Origin of the sequence: Plantactinospora solaniradicis (assembly GCF_042658085.1) — a bacterium.
Lineage (GTDB): Bacteria > Actinomycetota > Actinomycetes > Mycobacteriales > Micromonosporaceae > Plantactinospora > Plantactinospora solaniradicis.
In genome coordinates, this window is sequence record NZ_JBHSPR010000060.1 from 354,648 (window position 1) to 369,741 (window position 15,094).

Genomic DNA, 15,094 nt, shown 5'->3' on the forward strand with positions numbered 1-15,094 from the left:
GGACGCAGGAGAAGGAGCACCGATGGCAGAGATCGTGGTGGGTATCGGCACCTCGCACGGGCCACTGCTCAACACCCCACCGGACCAGTGGGGCCAGCGGGCCGCCGCCGACCGGCGCAACCCCGCGCTGGCCTACCGGGGCGAGGACTACACCTTCGACCAGCTCACCGAGCTGCGCGAGGACTTCACCGCCGAAAACGAACCAGACGTACGGCGGGAGCGGCATCAGCGGTGTCGGGAGGCGATCGACGCCCTCGGCGACGTGGTCCGGAGCGCCCGACCCGACGTACTCGTCGTCGTGAGCAGCGACCACAAGGAGACCTTCACCGACGAGCTGTTGCCGCAGTTCGCCTTCTACTACGGCGCGACGATGCGGCACGAGCCGTTCAAGCCGGAGGACCTCGCGGCGATGCCGCCCGGACTGGCGATCGCCGAGGTGGCCAACGTGCCGGCCGAGAGCACCATCCGGCGGTGCCATCCCGAACTGGCCGTACACCTGATCCGGGCGACCAGCGAGCAGGGCTTCGACCCCAGCGCGTCGAAGGAACTCCCCGCCGGCAAGTACGGCGACCATGGCATCCCGCACGGCTGGGGATTCGTCTACCAGAACATCCTCGGCGGCTCCGGCGACATCCCGTTCGTGCCGCTGTTCGTCAACACCTTCTGGGAGCCGAACCCGCCCAGCGCGGCCCGCTGCTGGGACTTCGGCCTCGCGCTCGGCCGGGCGATCGCCTCCTTCCCGGGCGACCTCCGGGTCGGGCTGGCCGCCTCCGGCGGACTGAGCCACTTCGTCATCGACGAGGAACTGGACCGGGCCTTCCTCGACGCGCTGCTCTCCGACGACGGCGACCACCTGAGCGGACTCTCCGCACCACTGCTCCGCTCCGGCACCTCCGAGCTGCGCAACTGGATCGTGGTCGCCGGTGCGCTCCGGGGCAGTGGACTGACCCCCCGGCTGGTCGACTACCAGCCCTGCTACCGCTCGGCGGCGGGCACCGGCAACGCCATGGGCTTCGTCGCCTGGGAGCCCGACACCTCGGCCGGGCCGGCATGACCGCCGCCGAGAGCCGGGTCGCGGATGCCACCGACGGCGGCACCGGTGCGGACGCGTTGCGGGCCCGGATCGCCGTACTCGACAGCTGCGCACTCTCCGACGCGCTGGACACCCTCGGACTGGCCGGTGCCACCACCGGCATCCGGGCACTGTGGTCGGTGACCGAACCGGTGGTGGGCACCGTCCGTACCGTCCGGGCCGGTCCCCGGCGCAGCGGACAGCCCGCCGCGCACATCGCCGCTTCGGCGGTCGATTCGTCAGGCCCCGGGCAGGTGCTGGTGATCGCCAACGACGGCCGGCTCGACGTCTCCTGCTGGGGCGGCATCCTCGCGCTCGCCGCGACCCGACGCGGCATCGGCGGCGTCGTCATCGACGGAGCCTGCCGGGACATCGCGGAGAGCGAGTCGCTGGGCTTTCCGGTCTTCGGCCGGGCCGTCGTCCCGGTCAGTGCCCGGGGCCGGATCGTGCAGCTCGGAATGGACGAGCGGATCGAGGTCGCCGGCACCCCGGTCGACAGCGGTGACTGGGTCGTCGCCGACCGCAACGGCGTGGTCTTCGTCCCAGCCGCCGAGGCGGAACGGGTCGTCGCGCTGGCCGAGCGGATCGTGCGCCGCGAGGAGGGCATGGCCGAGGCGGTCCGGGCCGGACAGCCGGTCGACCAGGTCATGCACGACAGCAAATTCCCCTCGGTGGAGGAGTGAGCATGAGCGAGCGGAGCGAGCGAATCGGCCAGCTCAGTAGCCAGACTCATGACGACGCCGAGCGCAGCGAGGTGACGGCATGAGCGAGCCCGGCAGCAGCCGCCACCCCCTGGCGGCGTACTCGACCGCGACGGTCTCGGACGCACTCGACCGGCTCGGCCGCCCCGGCAGCCTGCTCGGGATCGCACCACTGGCCGACGGCGCCCGGCTCTGCGGGCGGGCCTTCACGGTGCGCTACGTGACCGCGGGTAACCCGGCCGGCAGCGTCGGCGACTATCTCGACGACGTACCCGCCGGGGACGTGGTGGTGCTGGACAACGGCGGGCGTACCGACTGCACGGTCTGGGGAGACATCCTGACCGCGATGGCGCACGACCGGGGCGTGGCGGGCACCGTCATCGACGGAGTCTGCCGGGACGTCGCTCGGGCGCTCGGGGTGGGCTACCCGATCTACTCCCGAGGGCGCTTCATGCGTACCGGCAAGGATCGGGTCGAGGTCTCCGACGTCGGTCGACCGGTGACCGTCGGCGGGGTGCAGGTCGCCGCCGGGCAACTGCTGCTCGGCGACGCGGACGGCGTGGTCGCGGTGCCGGCGGACGTGGAGGACGAGGTACTCGCCCTCGCCGGACGGATCCACGCCAGCGAGGAGGCGATCGTGGCCGAGGTGCTGTCCGGTGGCACCCTGGCCGAGGCCCGCCGCCGGCACGGGTACCACCAGTTGCAGCGCCGGGCGGACGCCTGATGCCCGCCCTACCGCCCTCTCCGCCGGACTCGACGGACTCGACGGACTCGACGGGCTCGGCCGGCCCCGCTGGCCTGACGGTGGCCGCGGAACTGCTCGCCCTGGGCACCGCCACCGTCTACGAGGCGGCCCGGGAGGAGTGCTTCCTGCCGTACACCCTGCGCCCGGCCTGGGTCGGTGCCCGGCTGGCCGGTCCGGCGCTGCCGGTACGCACCGCGCCGGCCGACAACCTGCCGCTGCACCTCGCGGTCGCCGCCGCCCGGCCGGGCCAGGTCCTGGTGGTGGCCGCACAGGGCGAGCCGTGCGGCTACTGGGGAGAGGTGCTCACGGTGGCCGCCCAGCAGCGCGGCATCGCGGGCCTGGTGATCGACGGCGGGGTCCGGGACACCGCCGCCCTCGCCGCCCTCGCCTTTCCGACCTTCAGCAGCTCGATCGCGCTTCGTACCACCCTGAAGAACGACCCCGGCACGGTCGGCGAACCGATCGTCCTGGGCGGAGTAACCGTCCACACCGACGACCTGGTGCTAGCCGACGAGGACGGCGTCGTCGTCCTCCCCGCCGACCGGGTCGGGACAGTCCTGACCGCTGCCCGCCAACGCCAGCAGGCCGAGCGCCGCTACCTGAACCGGATCCGCCAGGGCGAACTCACCGTGGACATCTACAGCTTTTGATGCAAGGAAGGGCCCCTTGTTATCGCTTTCTGTAGAAGAAGGGCCCCTTCTTAACCGATCAGCCCGACGCTCCCCGGCGTGGCCGGGTGGACGTGTCGGCTGGTGCGCCGCCGCCCCGCTCGACTTCCCCCGTCGGGCGGGGCGGCGGCATGCGCATCTTCCGCCGTACCACAGGCGATCTTCTGTGCGGTGACTGGAACAGCAGGGTTGTTAAGGGGGGTGGATAACAGCACTGGTGTTCCAGTCAGCGTGGTTGGGGCCTTCGCTTGTCGAGTGGAGTGGAGTGAGGTGGGCTGGCGGAGGCGAGTGTTCCGGGTTGCAGAATTACTTATCCATCTCTTCCGGTTATTGGAATCGTGGCTACGATGACAAGCATGTCCAGAACGATTCCGACCTCCGCCGCCGTCCCGGTGCTCGTCGTCGGGGCCGGCCCGGTCGGGGTGACCGCCGCCGCGGAACTGGTCCGCCACGGTGTGCCGGTCGTACTGATCGAGGCCGAGTCCGAGCCCAAGACCGACTGGCGGGCGTCGACCTTCCATCCGCCGACCCTCGAACTCCTCGGCGAACTCGGAATCGTCGACCAGATGATCGCCGAAGGACTGGTCGTACCGCGCTTCCAGCATCGGGACCGGAACGCGGGTGTGGTCGCCGAGTTCGACTTCGGTCTGCTGCGCGACGAGACGGCCCACCCGTACCGGTTGCAGCTCAACCAGCAGCACCTGGTCCGGATGCTGGTCGAACGGCTGCGCGGCAGCGACCTCGCCAGGGCAGTCTTCGGAGCCCGGGTGACCGGCGTACGCGAGGTCGACGGCGGGGTCACGGTCACGGTACGGACGGACTCGGGCGAGACCGAGATCCACGGCTCGCACCTGATCGGGGCGGACGGGGCGAACAGCACCGTGCGGCAGACCCTCGACATCGGGTTCGAGGGGCACACCTACCCGGAGCGGTTCCTCATCGTGAGCACCTCGGTCGACCTGCGGGAGATGATCCCCGGCCTGGCCGACGTCAACTACGTGGCGGACCCCCGGGAGTGGCTGTTCCTGCTGCACACCCGGGAATCCTGGCGGGCCGTCTATCCGGTGCCGCCGGACCAGCCCCGTGAGGTGGCGCTCGATCCGGACACCCTGCAGGCGCAGTTGCAGGGGATCGCGCCCCGCGCCGAGGACTACCCGATCGTGGACCGGCAGATCTACAACGTGCACCAGCGGGTGGCGTCGACGTTCCGACTCGGCAACGTGGTCATCGTCGGGGACGCGGCACACATCAACAGCCCGGTCGGCGGGGTCGGCCTCAACAGTGGCATCCACGACGCGATGGACGTGGTACGCCGGCTGGTGCGGATCCGGGCCGGCGCGGACGCGGAGGCGGAACTCGCCGCCTTCGACGCGGTGCGTCGCAGGGTCGCGCTGGACTACGTGCAGGCGGACACGCACCGCAACACCGAGCGGCTCAAGGAGACCGACCCGGAGCGGCGCCGGGCGAACCAGGACGAGCTGCGCGCCATCGCCGCCGATCCGGTCCGGCACCACGCCTGGGTCCGGCGGGCGTCACTGCTGGAGAGCGTACGGCGGTTCGGCATCGCACGCGTCCCGGGCGCGACGGCGGGCGGGGAGTCCGCTCCGGCGAGCGCCGCATGACGCACATCGTGCACATCGACCGGGCGCTGTTCCGGAAATCCCTGGGGAAGAGGACGAGGGTCCATCATGATCTCTGACAAGACGGCTGGCGTGGACGACGCCACCGGCGAGGCGTTGGCAGGTCTCTACCGTGATCTCGACGCGCTCGATCTGCATCCACTGTGGAACATCACCGCCCAGTTGCTGACCGAGACGCCACGGCCGAAGGCGGTGCCGTGGCTCTGGAACGGAGCCGTACTCCGGTCTCTGGCCGAGCGGGCGATCGACCTGGTGCCGGTCGACCGGGGCGGGGAGCGTCGGGTACTGAGCCTTGGCAACCCCGGCCTGGGCGGACAGCCGTACGCCGTCGGCACGCTCTGGGGCGCGATCCAGTGCCTCGGCCCCCGGGAGACCGCCCCCGCGCACCGGCACTCGCCCGGTGCGATCCGGTTCGTCCTGGCCGGCAGCGGAGTGTGGACCACGGTCGACGGCGACGCCTGCGACATGCATCCCGGTGACCTGATCCTGACCCCGGGCATGCACTGGCACGACCACACCAACGGCGGCACGGAGTCGATGGTCTGGTTCGACGGACTCGACCTGCCGATGATCGAGGCGCTCGACGCGGTCTTCTTCGAGGAGTACCCCGAGTTCGCCCAGCCGGAGCCGGTCCGTCGCAACGCCGGCGAGGCCGCCTACGCCACGAATCCGCGCCGGCTGCGGCCCGGCGCGGTCACCGACGAGCTGGATCCGAAGCCGTCGCGGCTGCTGGTCTACCGCTGGGCGGAGACCGACGCCGAGCTGACCCGGTTGGCCGCCGAGAACGGACAGGAGATCGCCAGCGTCGAGTTCACCAATCCGGACTCCGGCGCGAGCGTGCTGCCGACGTTGAGTTGCAGCGTGCACCGGCTGCCGGTCGACCGGGTGACGCGGCCCCGCCAGCAGACCGGCAACGCGATCTGGGTGGTCTTCCGGGGCGAGGGCTACAGCGTGATCGGTGGCCAGCGCTTCGACTGGGGTCCCGGTGACATGTTCGTCGTTCCGTCCTGGGTACCGGTCGAGCACCGGGCGAGCGCGCCGGCCGATCTGTTCCGGCTGACCGACGCCCCGGTGCTGCGGGCGCTCGGCATCTACCGGGAACGCGTCCTCGACGCCCAACAGCCGGTCACCGGGACCTTCACCGCCCGTACCCTCGACGGCGCACCGGCCCCCGGCCTAGGCGTGGCCCCGACTCCCGGCACGGGCGTGGCCCCGGCTCCGCTCTCCGTCGCCGGTGGGGAGGTCCGGTGAAGCTCTGCCTCTTCGACGACTACCGCACCGGAGCCGTGGTCGACGGCGGGATCGTCGACCTGACCGCCAGCCTGCCCTGGCCGCACGATCCGGATCCGGAGACCGTCGGCTCGTGGCGCCGGCTCTGCCGCGACTACGCCGAGCTGGCCGATCGGTTGGCCGACGCGGTCGCCCAGGGACCGGTCGTTCCGCTGGACCGGGTACGCCTGCGTGCGCCCGCGCTCAATCCGTCCAAGATCATCGCGGCGGCCAGCAACTACGCCGAGCACGTGCACGAGATGCACGCGGTGCAGGAGCGCACCCTCGGCAAGGTCGAAGAGTGGATGATGTCGTTCGACGTCTTCCTCAAGGCGCCCTCCTCGCTCGCCGGCCCCGAGGAGCCGATCGTGCTGCCGGCCGCCGTACTGGCCGCCGGACACGAGGTGCACCACGAGTCGGAACTGGTCGTGGTGATCGGCAAGGGTGGGCGGGACATTCCCGCCGAGCGGGCCCGGGAGCACATCCTCGGCTACAGCATCGGGCTCGACATCACCGTACGCAGCCCGGGGGACCGGTCACGGCGCAAGAGTTACGACACGTTCAGTCCGCTGGGTCCGTGGCTGACCACCGCGGACGAGGCCGGCCCGGACGACAACTTCGAGATCGAGCTGCTGGTCAACGGCGAAGAGCGGCAGCGGGTGAACACCGCCGACCTGATCGTCGCGGTGCCGGCCATCGTCGAACACGCGTCCCGGGTGATGACGCTGTCTCCCGGCGACCTGATCTTCACCGGTGCACCGCCGGGGGTGGGTCCGATCCACCCCGGCGACGTGCTCGCCGCCAGCATCAGTGGCCTGGGCGTGCTCCGGACCAGCGTGACGGCCGGATCGGACGGCACCAGATGACCGAGCGCGGCGAGGAGCGGCAATGACCAGTGTGGACGACGTACTCGGGCTGGAGGGCGGGCCGATCGTCCGGGCCGGAGCGGGGCGGTCCGTGCTGGACGTCCTGTTGCACCCGGAGAGCCTGGCCATCATCGGCGCCTCGGACAACCCGGTCAGCCTGGGCGGCCGCCCGCTCGGACTGCTCGCCGCGGCCGGGTACGCCGGTCGGGTCTACCCGGTCAATCCGACCCGAAGCACCGTGCAGGGTCGACCGGCGTACCCGTCGGTGCGGGACCTGCCGGAGCCGGTCGAGGTGGCGATGGTGATGGTCCGGGCCCGGATGGTGCCGGCCGTGCTGCGCGAGTGCGACGCGGCCGGAGTGCGGGTGGCGATCGTGCTCAGCTCCGGATTCGGTGAGGGCACCGGGCGGGGCGCCGAACTCCGCGACGAGATCGCCGACATCGTCGCCGGTACCACCATGCGGGTGCTCGGGCCGAACTGCGAGGGCCTGGCCAGCCTGCCGGCGTCGGCGCCACTGACCTTCAGTCCGGTGCTCGACGCGGCCCGGACCGGGCAGGTGGTACTGCCCGGCAAGGTCGCGGTGCTGTCGCACAGCGGCGGACTCGGGTTCGCGGTCGCACAGTGGGGGTCCCGGGTCGGGATCGGCTTCAACTATCTGATCAGCACGGGCAACGAGGGCGACCTCGACGTGCTGGAGCTGGCCGGGGCGCTGCTGGTCGAGACCGACACCGAACTCGCCGTCCTGGTGCTGGAGGGGGTCGACGATCCGCGCCGGCTCGCCGCACTCGCCGGGCAGGCCCGGGAACTCGGCAAGCGGCTGCTGGTCGCCCGGTTGGGCCGTACCGACGCGGGCGCCCGGGGCAGCCTGGCGCACACCCGGCACGACGCGACGACGCTGGGCGGCCTGGACGCGCTCTACGCCCAGCAGGGGATCGCGCAGGCCGGCGACGAGCGCGAGCTGATCGACGTACTCCAGGCGCTGGACAAGGTTCCGACGCTGGCCGGGCGGCGGATCGGCATCCTCGCCACGTCCGGCGGGGCCGGGGTGTGGCTGGCCGACGCCTGCCGGGACGCCGGGCTCGCGGTGCCGGAGCTGTCGCCGGAGTTGCAGCACACGCTCGCCGGCTTCATGCCGGAGTACGGCTCACCGGTGAACCCGGTCGACCTCACCGCCCAGTTCATCGCCGGCGGTTCGTTCGCGCCCGCGATCGAGGCGCTGGCCAGTTCCGGCGAGGTCGACGCGGTCGTCCTGGCCACCTCGCTGGCCTCGGCGGGGCGGTTGGAGGACGACCGGGAAGCCCTGTCGGCGCTGCTCCAGCGGGATCTGCCGCCCCTGGTCGTCTACACCTACACCCATCCGGCCGAGTCCTGCGTACGCATCCTCGAAGGGCTCGGCCTGGCCTGGTACACCAGCTCGACGGGGGTGGCCGGGGGCCTTGCCGCCGTCGCGCCACCCCTGGCCGGTGGCACCGGCAGCCCGGCGGCGGACGACACGGATGCACGACCGGCAGGAGGAACACTGAGTTGACCACCGCAATCGGTGATGTGATCACTTCCCGGGTCCGGGACCGGACACTGCTGCGTACCGACGCCTTCGTCGACGGCGGGTGGGTCGGGTCCGACAGCGGCGCCCGGTTCCCGGTCCTCGATCCGGGCACCGGCGAGTTGCTCGCCGAGGTGCCCCGGTTCGGTCGGGCGGAGACGGCTCGGGCGATCGAGGCGGCCCGGCGTGCCCTGCCGGGCTGGCGGGCCCGTACCGCCGTGGACCGGTCGGGGATCCTGCGCCACTGGGCCGACCTGATCCGGTCCAACGCGGACGACATCGCGACGATCCTCACCGCTGAGCAGGGCAAGCCGTTCGCGGAGGCGCGCGGCGAGGTGCTCTACAGCGCCGCCTTCCTCGACTGGTTCGCCGAGGAGGGGCGCCGGGTCTACGGCGACGTCATCCCGTCGAACTCGGCGGCCGAGCGGATCATCGTGTTGAAGCAGTCGGTCGGAGTGGTCGGCGGGATCACTCCGTGGAACCTGCCGGCCGCGATGATCACCCGAAAGGCGGCCCCGGCGCTGGCCGCCGGCTGCGCCCTGGTGCTCAAGCCGGCCGAGCAGACCCCGTTGACCGCGCTGGCCCTGGCCGAGTTGGGCCTGCGGGCCGGGGTGCCGCCCGGGGTGTTGAACATCGTCACCGGGGCGGCCGAGGACGCGCCGGAGATCGGCCGGGAGTTGACCGACAACCCGGTGGTCCGCAAGCTCAGCTTCACCGGATCGACCGAGGTCGGCCGGCTGCTGATGCGGCAGTGCGCCGACGGGATCAAGAAGGTGTCGCTGGAACTCGGCGGCAACGCCGCGTTCATCGTCTTCGACGACGCCGACCCGGATCTGGCGGTCGAGGGGATCTTCTCGGCCAAGTACCGCAACGCCGGTCAGATCTGCACGGCCGCCAACCGGATCCTGGTGCAGGACGGCATCCTCGAACGGTTCACCGAGGCGCTGCTGCGCCGGACCAGGGCCGTCCGGGTCGGCACCGGCTTCGCCGACGGCGTGGAGATGGGTCCGCTCATCGACGACCAGGGGCTGCGCAAGGTGCAGCGGCACGTCGCGGACCTGGTCGAGCACGGCGGGCGGGTGCTCACCGGCGGCCGGCCCCACGAGCTGGGCGGCACCTTCTTCGAGCCGACCGTGATCACCGGGTTGAGTGCGGAGTCGCTGGCCTGGCGGGAGGAGACCTTCGGCCCGGTCGCGGCGATCCGGAGCTTCGCCACCGAGGACGAGGCGGTCGCGCTGGCGAACGATTCCGAGTACGGCCTGGTCGCCTATCTCTACAGCCACCACCTGGGTCGGATCTGGCGGACGGCGGAGGCGATCGAGACGGGCATGATCGCGGTCAACACGGGACGGGTCTCCGGCGAGCAGGCACCGTTCGGCGGCATCAAGCAGTCCGGTATCGGCCGGGAGGGCTCGAAGTACGGCCTGGACGAATGGCTGGAGATCAAGTACCTGAACCTGGCGGGGCTGGACCGATGACCGAGTTGACCGGTCAGGTGGCGATCGTGACCGGCGGGGCGATCGGAATCGGCCGGGCCATCGCCGAGGACCTCGGCAGGGCGGGGGCCCGGGTGGTGGTCGCCGACCGGGCCGGCGCGGCGGAAGCGGCCGACGAACTGCGCGACAACGGGACGTCGGCGATCGGGATCGAGGTCGACGTCTCGTCGGAGGTCGCGACCCGGGGACTGGCCGACGAGGTGGTACGCGAGTTCGGCGGGATCGACATCCTGGTCAACAACGCCGGCATCTTCACCACGCTCCGCCCGGGGCCGCTGGAGGAGATCGACGTCGCCGAGTGGCAGCGGGTGATGGACGTCAACGTGCTCGGGTCGTACCTGTGTATCCGGGCGGTGGTGGGACCGATGCGGGACCGGGGCGGCGGGCGGATCGTGAACATCGCCTCGACGACGGCCTTCAAGGGCGTCGCGAACCTGCTGCACTACGTCGCCAGCAAGGGGGCGGTGATCGCGATGACCCGGGCCAGCGCCCGGGAGTTGGGCGACGACAACATCCTGGTCAACGCCGTGGCGCCGGGCTTCACGGTGAGCGACGGCATCCTCGACGGGGGTGCGGAGCTGGCCGGGATCCGGCGCGCGGCCCCCGGCAAGCGGGTGCTGGCCCGCGAGCAGCGCCCGCAGGACGTGGTCGGGGCCGTACGGTTCCTCGCCGGTCCGATGTCGAGCTTCATCACCGGCCAGACCGTCGTGGTCGACGGCGGAGCCTTCTTCCACTGACCTTCGACTGACCCGTCCCGTCTTCACGGGCGCTATCGGGAGCAGTAGCACTCGCAACCGTTCTGTTATACAGAACTAGATGTAAAGATCTAGCGCCACGAGAAATCCGTTCGTAATGTACGACCAGGTGAGAGGTAAAGATCCTCTCCCCGGAACCCATCCTATGACCCGGCACCGTACGCAACGTTTCCGCAGCTAGTCGGCTTGGGCAGGCGGCCCGCCGAGCTGTGTGGCGGCGGTCGTGACCCGATGGAAAAAGGAAAGAAGACCGACTTATGGATCTGGGCCTGGCGAACAAGAGAGCCATCGTCACCGGAGGCAGTGCGGGCATCGGAAAGGCCATTGCCCGACAGTTGGTCGCCGAGGGCGTGCACTGCGCCGTGTCCAGCCGGAGCCTCGACCGCGCCCGGACCGCCACCGCCGACCTGACCGGCCCCGGGCGGGCCCTGCCGGTGCAGGCCGAACTGCGGGACGCCGAGTCCGTCGAGGCGATGGTCCGCCAGGTGACCGAGGAGTTCGGCGGGGTCGACATCCTGGTCAACAACGGCGCCGTGGTCAGCGGCAACCAGGCCGAGGACTTCGACCACATCACCGACGAGCTGATCCTGACCTCGTTCGAGGAGAAGTTCCTCGGCACCATGCGGTGCTGCCGGGCGGTGGTCCCGCTGATGCGGGCCCAGGGCTTCGGCCGGATCATCAACATCGCCGGCCACAAGGCCCGGGAGGGCGGCGCCATCGCGGCCGGCGCCCGCAACTCGGCGATCGTGCACCTGACCCGCTCCCTGGCCCTGGAACTGGGCCGCGACGGCATCACGGTCAACGCCGTACATCCGTTCACCACTGTCACCGAGACGCTCGAGTCCCGGATGGCGGAGGTGGCCAAGCGACGCGGCGTGACCCTGGAGGAACACCTCGGGCACGTCGCCGGGCGTACGGCCCTGGGGCGGCTGGTCACCGCGCCGGAGATCGCCGCGTTCGTCGCGTTCCTCGCCTCGCCTCTCTCGGTGGCGATGACCGGCGAGGTGGTCGCGCTCACCGGCGGGGTCGACAGGACCATCCATGGCTAGCCCGGACAGCCCGAACCCGGGCACCCCGACCCCGGACCGCCCGACCCCGGCTCCGGCCGCCGCTTCCGCTCCGGTACTGGTCGACGTCGACGGGCCGATCGCGGTGCTGACCCTCAACCGTCCGGCGGTGCGGAACGCGATCGACGACGCCACCCGGGCGGCCCTCGGTGACGCGCTCGCCGAACTCGGCCAGGCGGCCGAGGTCAGGGTGGTCATCCTGACCGGCGCCGGTTCGGCGTTCTGCGCCGGTGGCGACATCCAGGCGATGGAGCAGCGCCTCGCGGCGCCCCCGGGCGAGGTGGCGATCCGGGGCTGGCAGCGCCAGCACGGGACGTACGCCCTGACGGCCGGACTGCACCGCCTCGACCAGGTGACCATCGCGGCGGTCAACGGACCCGCCGCCGGCCTCGGCATGGACCTGGCCCTGGCCTGCGACTTCATCGTGGCCGATCCGGCCGCGTCGTTCGTCGCCAGCTTCGTGTTGCGCGGACTGGTCCCCGACGGCGGCAGCATGTACCACCTGCCGCGCCGGGTCGGCCCGCAGCGCGCCAAGGAACTGCTGCTGTCCGGCCGCCGGGTGGACGCCACGGAGGCGCTGGAGATCGGGCTGATCGACCTCCTCGCCGAGCCCGGTGCCGTCGTCGCGCACGCCACCGAGTACGCGGCCCGGTTCACCGAACGGTCCCGGGCGGCCCTGATGCTGGCCAAGTCGATCATCAACCGCAGCTTCGAATCCTCGCTCGACCAGATCGCCAGCCTCGGCAGCCAGGCCCAGGCCATCTGCTACACGACCGATGCCCACCGCGACTCTGTGCGCTCATTCCTCGACAGGAGGGCTCTCGACAGGAGGGGGCTCGACAGCAGAGGGGGAGCGGCTGCCGGCGGGGCCCCCGGGGGCTCGACACGTCCACCGCCAGTACCACCCACCACAGAATGAGGAACGACAATGAATAGGCGAAGGAAAGGCGTCGTCGCCGCGCTGGTCGCCACGTTGGCGCTGGCCTCGGCCGCCTGCGGCTCGTCGGGCTCGCCCGGCGCCGCCGCCACCGGTGCACCCGTCCGGGGCGGCGATCTGACCGTGCTGGTGTCGGAGGGCGGATTCGCCCGGTGGCCCACCCTCGACCCGGTCGCCTCCGGCGTGGCCAACCACGAATACCGGAACGCCATCTTCGGCCAGCTTTTCACCCAGGGACCGAACAACGCCATCGAGCCCGTCCTGGCCACCGGCTACACCTTCGCCGACGACCAGCTCTCCGTGACGATCGCCCTCCGCGAGGGCGTCAACTTCTCCGACGGTACGCCGTTCAACGCCACCGCCGTGAAGGCGAACCTCGACCGCTCGCTCGACCCGAAGAACGCCTGCCGCTGCGTGCAGCTCTTCGAGCCGGTCACCTCCGTGGAGACGGACGGCGACCACAAGGTCGTACTCAAGTTCTCCGAGCCGTTCCCGCTGGTCATCGCCTCGTTCCTGAACGAGGCACCGAACTGGGTTCCCTCGCCGACCGCACTGGCGTCGATGGGCGCCGACGCGTTCGGGCAGAAGCCGGTCGGCGCCGGACCGTTCAAGGTGGTCAGCAACGTCGCCAACCAGGAACTCGTACTGCAGCGCAACGAGAACTACTTCGACAAGGCAGCACCGTTCCTGGACAAGCTGACCTTCAAGACCATCGGTTCGGACCAGACGGCGTTCGCCGCGTTGCAGTCCGGCTCCGCCGACGTGCTGGAGGGCATCACCACCGTTCCGCTGCTGACCCAGGCCAAGCAGCAGTTCAACCTCGCGCCGGTGGCCTCGGTCTCGGTGTGGCAGTTGCAGTACAACACCCTGAAGGCGCCGCTGAACGACCAGCGGGCCCGGGAGGCGCTCTCGTACGCGACCGACGCCGACACGATCAACAAGGTGCTGTTCGGCGGTCTCAACCAGGCGGCTCAGACGCCGACCGCGCCGGGTGGCCTCTTCTACCAGGCCACGATCGACGGTTACCGCGGCTATGACCAGGCGAAGGCGAAGGAACTGGTCCAGCAGTTGGGCGGCCTGGAGGTCGAGATCATGCTCGGCGGCGCCCAGGAGGAGATGCAGGTCGCCGAGGCGATCAAGACGATGTGGGGAGCGGCCGGGATCACCGTCAAGGCGATCAACCAGGAGCCGTTGCAGACCCGTAACGACAACTTCGCCTCCAACAACTGGACGCTGGACTTCGCCTGGGTGGGCAACTACGACCCGGCACTGGGGCTGAGCATCGACCGGTACTTCGGCTCGAAGGGGCTGAACAGCGGGGTGAAGGATCCCGCCCTCGACGCGGCACTGGAGAAGGCGCGGCAGGGCAAGGACACCGCGGCCCGCGCGGCGGCGTACCAGGATGTCTTCAAGATCATTAACGACAAGGCGTACAACAAGATCCTCTTCACCCGACAGACGTTCAACGTCGCGGCGAAGTCCGTACAGGGGATCGACCAGGGCGTGCCCTGGGTGGCCTGGGAGAAGGTCTCCCAGAGCAACTGACGGCGCGGCGTGCGATCGGGTCGGTCGGCCGGTACTCCGACCGGCCGACCCGATCGGCCGACGGTCGGCGACGAAGGAGAAGTCAGATGGAGAAGGTCACGTTCTACTTCGACCCACGCTGTCCCTGGTGTTATCAGGCCAGTCGGTGGGCCCGTCGACTGGAGGCACTCGGCGAGATCGAACTCGACTGGGCGCTCTACTGCCTGGAGGTGGCCAACCTCGCCGACGGAGCCGACCCGGTACCGCTGGGCGAGACGGCCCGGTCGGCGACCGCGCTCCGGGCCGCCGCCGCGATCGGCCGCAAGGAGAACTCGAAGGCGATCGGGCGGTTCTACCAGGCGCTCGGCGACCGCGTCTGGGAGACCAGCGAGCCGGCGAAGGACCGGGACCTCGCGGTGGCGGAGTCGGTCGAGGAGGCCGGTTTCGACCGGTCGCTCTTCGACGAGGCGCAGGCCGACCCGGACACCTGGCTCGACGTACTCGCCCAGCACCGGCACCTGGTGGCCGAGAAGGGCGGGATCGGCCTGCCGACGCTGATCCTCGACGGTGGCGCCGGTCCGGCCATCTTCGGCCCCGTCCTCAGCGAACTGCCGGGCGACGAGGACGCGGTACGGATCTGGCGACACCTGTCCTGGCTCGCCCGGTACGACAACTTCTTCGAGCTGAAGCGGCACCGTACCGAGCAGCCGAACCTTCCGGGCTGGCGGGTCCAGCCGTCCAAACTCACCTTCGGCTCACGCCCCTGGATGCCGCCCGTCCCGGATCGTCCGGTGGTGAAGGCTCCATAGCC

The 15,094-nt window shown here is 70.8% G+C and carries 14 protein-coding genes; all 14 read left to right on the top strand.

Annotated features, from left to right (window positions below):
* Positions 1–22: 22 nt before the first annotated feature.
* The 14 genes from ACFP2T_RS41250 to ACFP2T_RS41315 all read left to right on the top strand — a co-directional run bounded on the left by ACFP2T_RS41250 (position 23) and on the right by ACFP2T_RS41315 (position 15,092).
* The gene (locus tag ACFP2T_RS41250) at positions 23–1,054 is read left to right on the top strand and encodes a DODA-type extradiol aromatic ring-opening family dioxygenase (RefSeq protein ID WP_377432207.1); all 1,032 of its coding nucleotides are present in this window, start codon (positions 23–25) and stop codon (positions 1,052–1,054) included.
* The gene (locus ACFP2T_RS41255) at positions 1,051–1,755 is read left to right on the top strand and encodes an RraA family protein (RefSeq protein ID WP_377432208.1); all 705 of its coding nucleotides are present in this window, start codon (positions 1,051–1,053) and stop codon (positions 1,753–1,755) included. The genes ACFP2T_RS41250 and ACFP2T_RS41255 overlap by 4 nt, the downstream gene beginning before the upstream one ends.
* A gap of 79 nt (positions 1,756–1,834) precedes the next feature.
* On the top strand, positions 1,835–2,497 hold the full coding sequence (locus ACFP2T_RS41260) for an RraA family protein (protein WP_377432209.1): 663 nt from the start codon (positions 1,835–1,837) through the stop codon (positions 2,495–2,497).
* On the top strand, positions 2,497–3,168 hold the full coding sequence (locus ACFP2T_RS41265) for an RraA family protein (protein WP_377432211.1): 672 nt from the start codon (positions 2,497–2,499) through the stop codon (positions 3,166–3,168). The genes ACFP2T_RS41260 and ACFP2T_RS41265 overlap by 1 nt, the downstream gene beginning before the upstream one ends.
* A gap of 374 nt (positions 3,169–3,542) precedes the next feature.
* Positions 3,543–4,808 (top strand): FAD-dependent oxidoreductase, encoded by a 1,266-nt coding sequence (locus tag ACFP2T_RS41270; protein ID WP_377432213.1) that lies wholly within the window; start codon positions 3,543–3,545, stop codon positions 4,806–4,808.
* 66 nt (positions 4,809–4,874) lie between these two features.
* Complete coding sequence (locus tag ACFP2T_RS41275; RefSeq protein WP_377432215.1) at positions 4,875–6,077, top strand: cupin domain-containing protein; 1,203 nt, start codon at positions 4,875–4,877, stop codon at positions 6,075–6,077.
* Positions 6,074–6,961, top strand: a complete 888-nt coding sequence (locus tag ACFP2T_RS41280; RefSeq protein WP_377432217.1) for a fumarylacetoacetate hydrolase family protein — start codon at positions 6,074–6,076, stop codon at positions 6,959–6,961. The genes ACFP2T_RS41275 and ACFP2T_RS41280 overlap by 4 nt, the downstream gene beginning before the upstream one ends.
* 22 nt (positions 6,962–6,983) lie before the next feature.
* Complete coding sequence (locus ACFP2T_RS41285) at positions 6,984–8,489, top strand: CoA-binding protein (RefSeq protein WP_377432219.1); 1,506 nt, start codon at positions 6,984–6,986, stop codon at positions 8,487–8,489.
* Complete coding sequence (locus tag ACFP2T_RS41290; RefSeq protein ID WP_377432221.1) at positions 8,486–9,982, top strand: NAD-dependent succinate-semialdehyde dehydrogenase; 1,497 nt, start codon at positions 8,486–8,488, stop codon at positions 9,980–9,982. The genes ACFP2T_RS41285 and ACFP2T_RS41290 overlap by 4 nt, the downstream gene beginning before the upstream one ends.
* Entirely contained in the window at positions 9,979–10,737 is a 759-nt protein-coding gene (locus tag ACFP2T_RS41295; protein WP_377432223.1) for an SDR family NAD(P)-dependent oxidoreductase, read from the top strand. The genes ACFP2T_RS41290 and ACFP2T_RS41295 overlap by 4 nt, the downstream gene beginning before the upstream one ends.
* A gap of 275 nt (positions 10,738–11,012) precedes the next feature.
* Positions 11,013–11,804 (top strand): SDR family NAD(P)-dependent oxidoreductase, encoded by a 792-nt coding sequence (locus ACFP2T_RS41300; protein ID WP_377432225.1) that lies wholly within the window; start codon positions 11,013–11,015, stop codon positions 11,802–11,804.
* Complete coding sequence (locus ACFP2T_RS41305) at positions 11,797–12,741, top strand: enoyl-CoA hydratase/isomerase family protein (protein ID WP_377432227.1); 945 nt, start codon at positions 11,797–11,799, stop codon at positions 12,739–12,741. The genes ACFP2T_RS41300 and ACFP2T_RS41305 overlap by 8 nt, the downstream gene beginning before the upstream one ends.
* A 9-nt stretch (positions 12,742–12,750) precedes the next feature.
* The gene (locus ACFP2T_RS41310) at positions 12,751–14,304 is read left to right on the top strand and encodes an ABC transporter substrate-binding protein (protein WP_377432229.1); all 1,554 of its coding nucleotides are present in this window, start codon (positions 12,751–12,753) and stop codon (positions 14,302–14,304) included.
* Positions 14,305–14,390: 86 nt separating this feature from the next.
* A complete protein-coding gene (locus tag ACFP2T_RS41315) occupies positions 14,391–15,092 on the top strand; it encodes a mycothiol-dependent nitroreductase Rv2466c family protein (protein ID WP_377432231.1) in 702 nt (233 codons plus the stop codon).
* Positions 15,093–15,094 lie beyond the last annotated feature (2 nt).

Bases quoted from the DNA above. Each gene is read 5' to 3' on its own strand.
- ACFP2T_RS41250 (WP_377432207.1), top strand. From the start codon at position 23: ATGGCAGAGATCGTGGTGGGTATCGGCACCTCGCACGGGCCACTGCTC.
- ACFP2T_RS41255 (WP_377432208.1), top strand. From the start codon at position 1,051: ATGACCGCCGCCGAGAGCCGGGTCGCGGATGCCACCGACGGCGGCACC.
- ACFP2T_RS41295 (WP_377432223.1), top strand. From the start codon at position 9,979: ATGACCGAGTTGACCGGTCAGGTGGCGATCGTGACCGGCGGGGCGATC.
- ACFP2T_RS41305 (WP_377432227.1), top strand. From the start codon at position 11,797: ATGGCTAGCCCGGACAGCCCGAACCCGGGCACCCCGACCCCGGACCGC.
- ACFP2T_RS41270 (WP_377432213.1), top strand. From the start codon at position 3,543: ATGTCCAGAACGATTCCGACCTCCGCCGCCGTCCCGGTGCTCGTCGTC.
- ACFP2T_RS41315 (WP_377432231.1), top strand. From the start codon at position 14,391: ATGGAGAAGGTCACGTTCTACTTCGACCCACGCTGTCCCTGGTGTTAT.
- ACFP2T_RS41310 (WP_377432229.1), top strand. From the start codon at position 12,751: ATGAATAGGCGAAGGAAAGGCGTCGTCGCCGCGCTGGTCGCCACGTTG.
- ACFP2T_RS41265 (WP_377432211.1), top strand. From the start codon at position 2,497: ATGCCCGCCCTACCGCCCTCTCCGCCGGACTCGACGGACTCGACGGAC.
- ACFP2T_RS41300 (WP_377432225.1), top strand. From the start codon at position 11,013: ATGGATCTGGGCCTGGCGAACAAGAGAGCCATCGTCACCGGAGGCAGT.
- ACFP2T_RS41275 (WP_377432215.1), top strand. From the start codon at position 4,875: ATGATCTCTGACAAGACGGCTGGCGTGGACGACGCCACCGGCGAGGCG.
- ACFP2T_RS41260 (WP_377432209.1), top strand. From the start codon at position 1,835: ATGAGCGAGCCCGGCAGCAGCCGCCACCCCCTGGCGGCGTACTCGACC.
- ACFP2T_RS41285 (WP_377432219.1), top strand. From the start codon at position 6,984: ATGACCAGTGTGGACGACGTACTCGGGCTGGAGGGCGGGCCGATCGTC.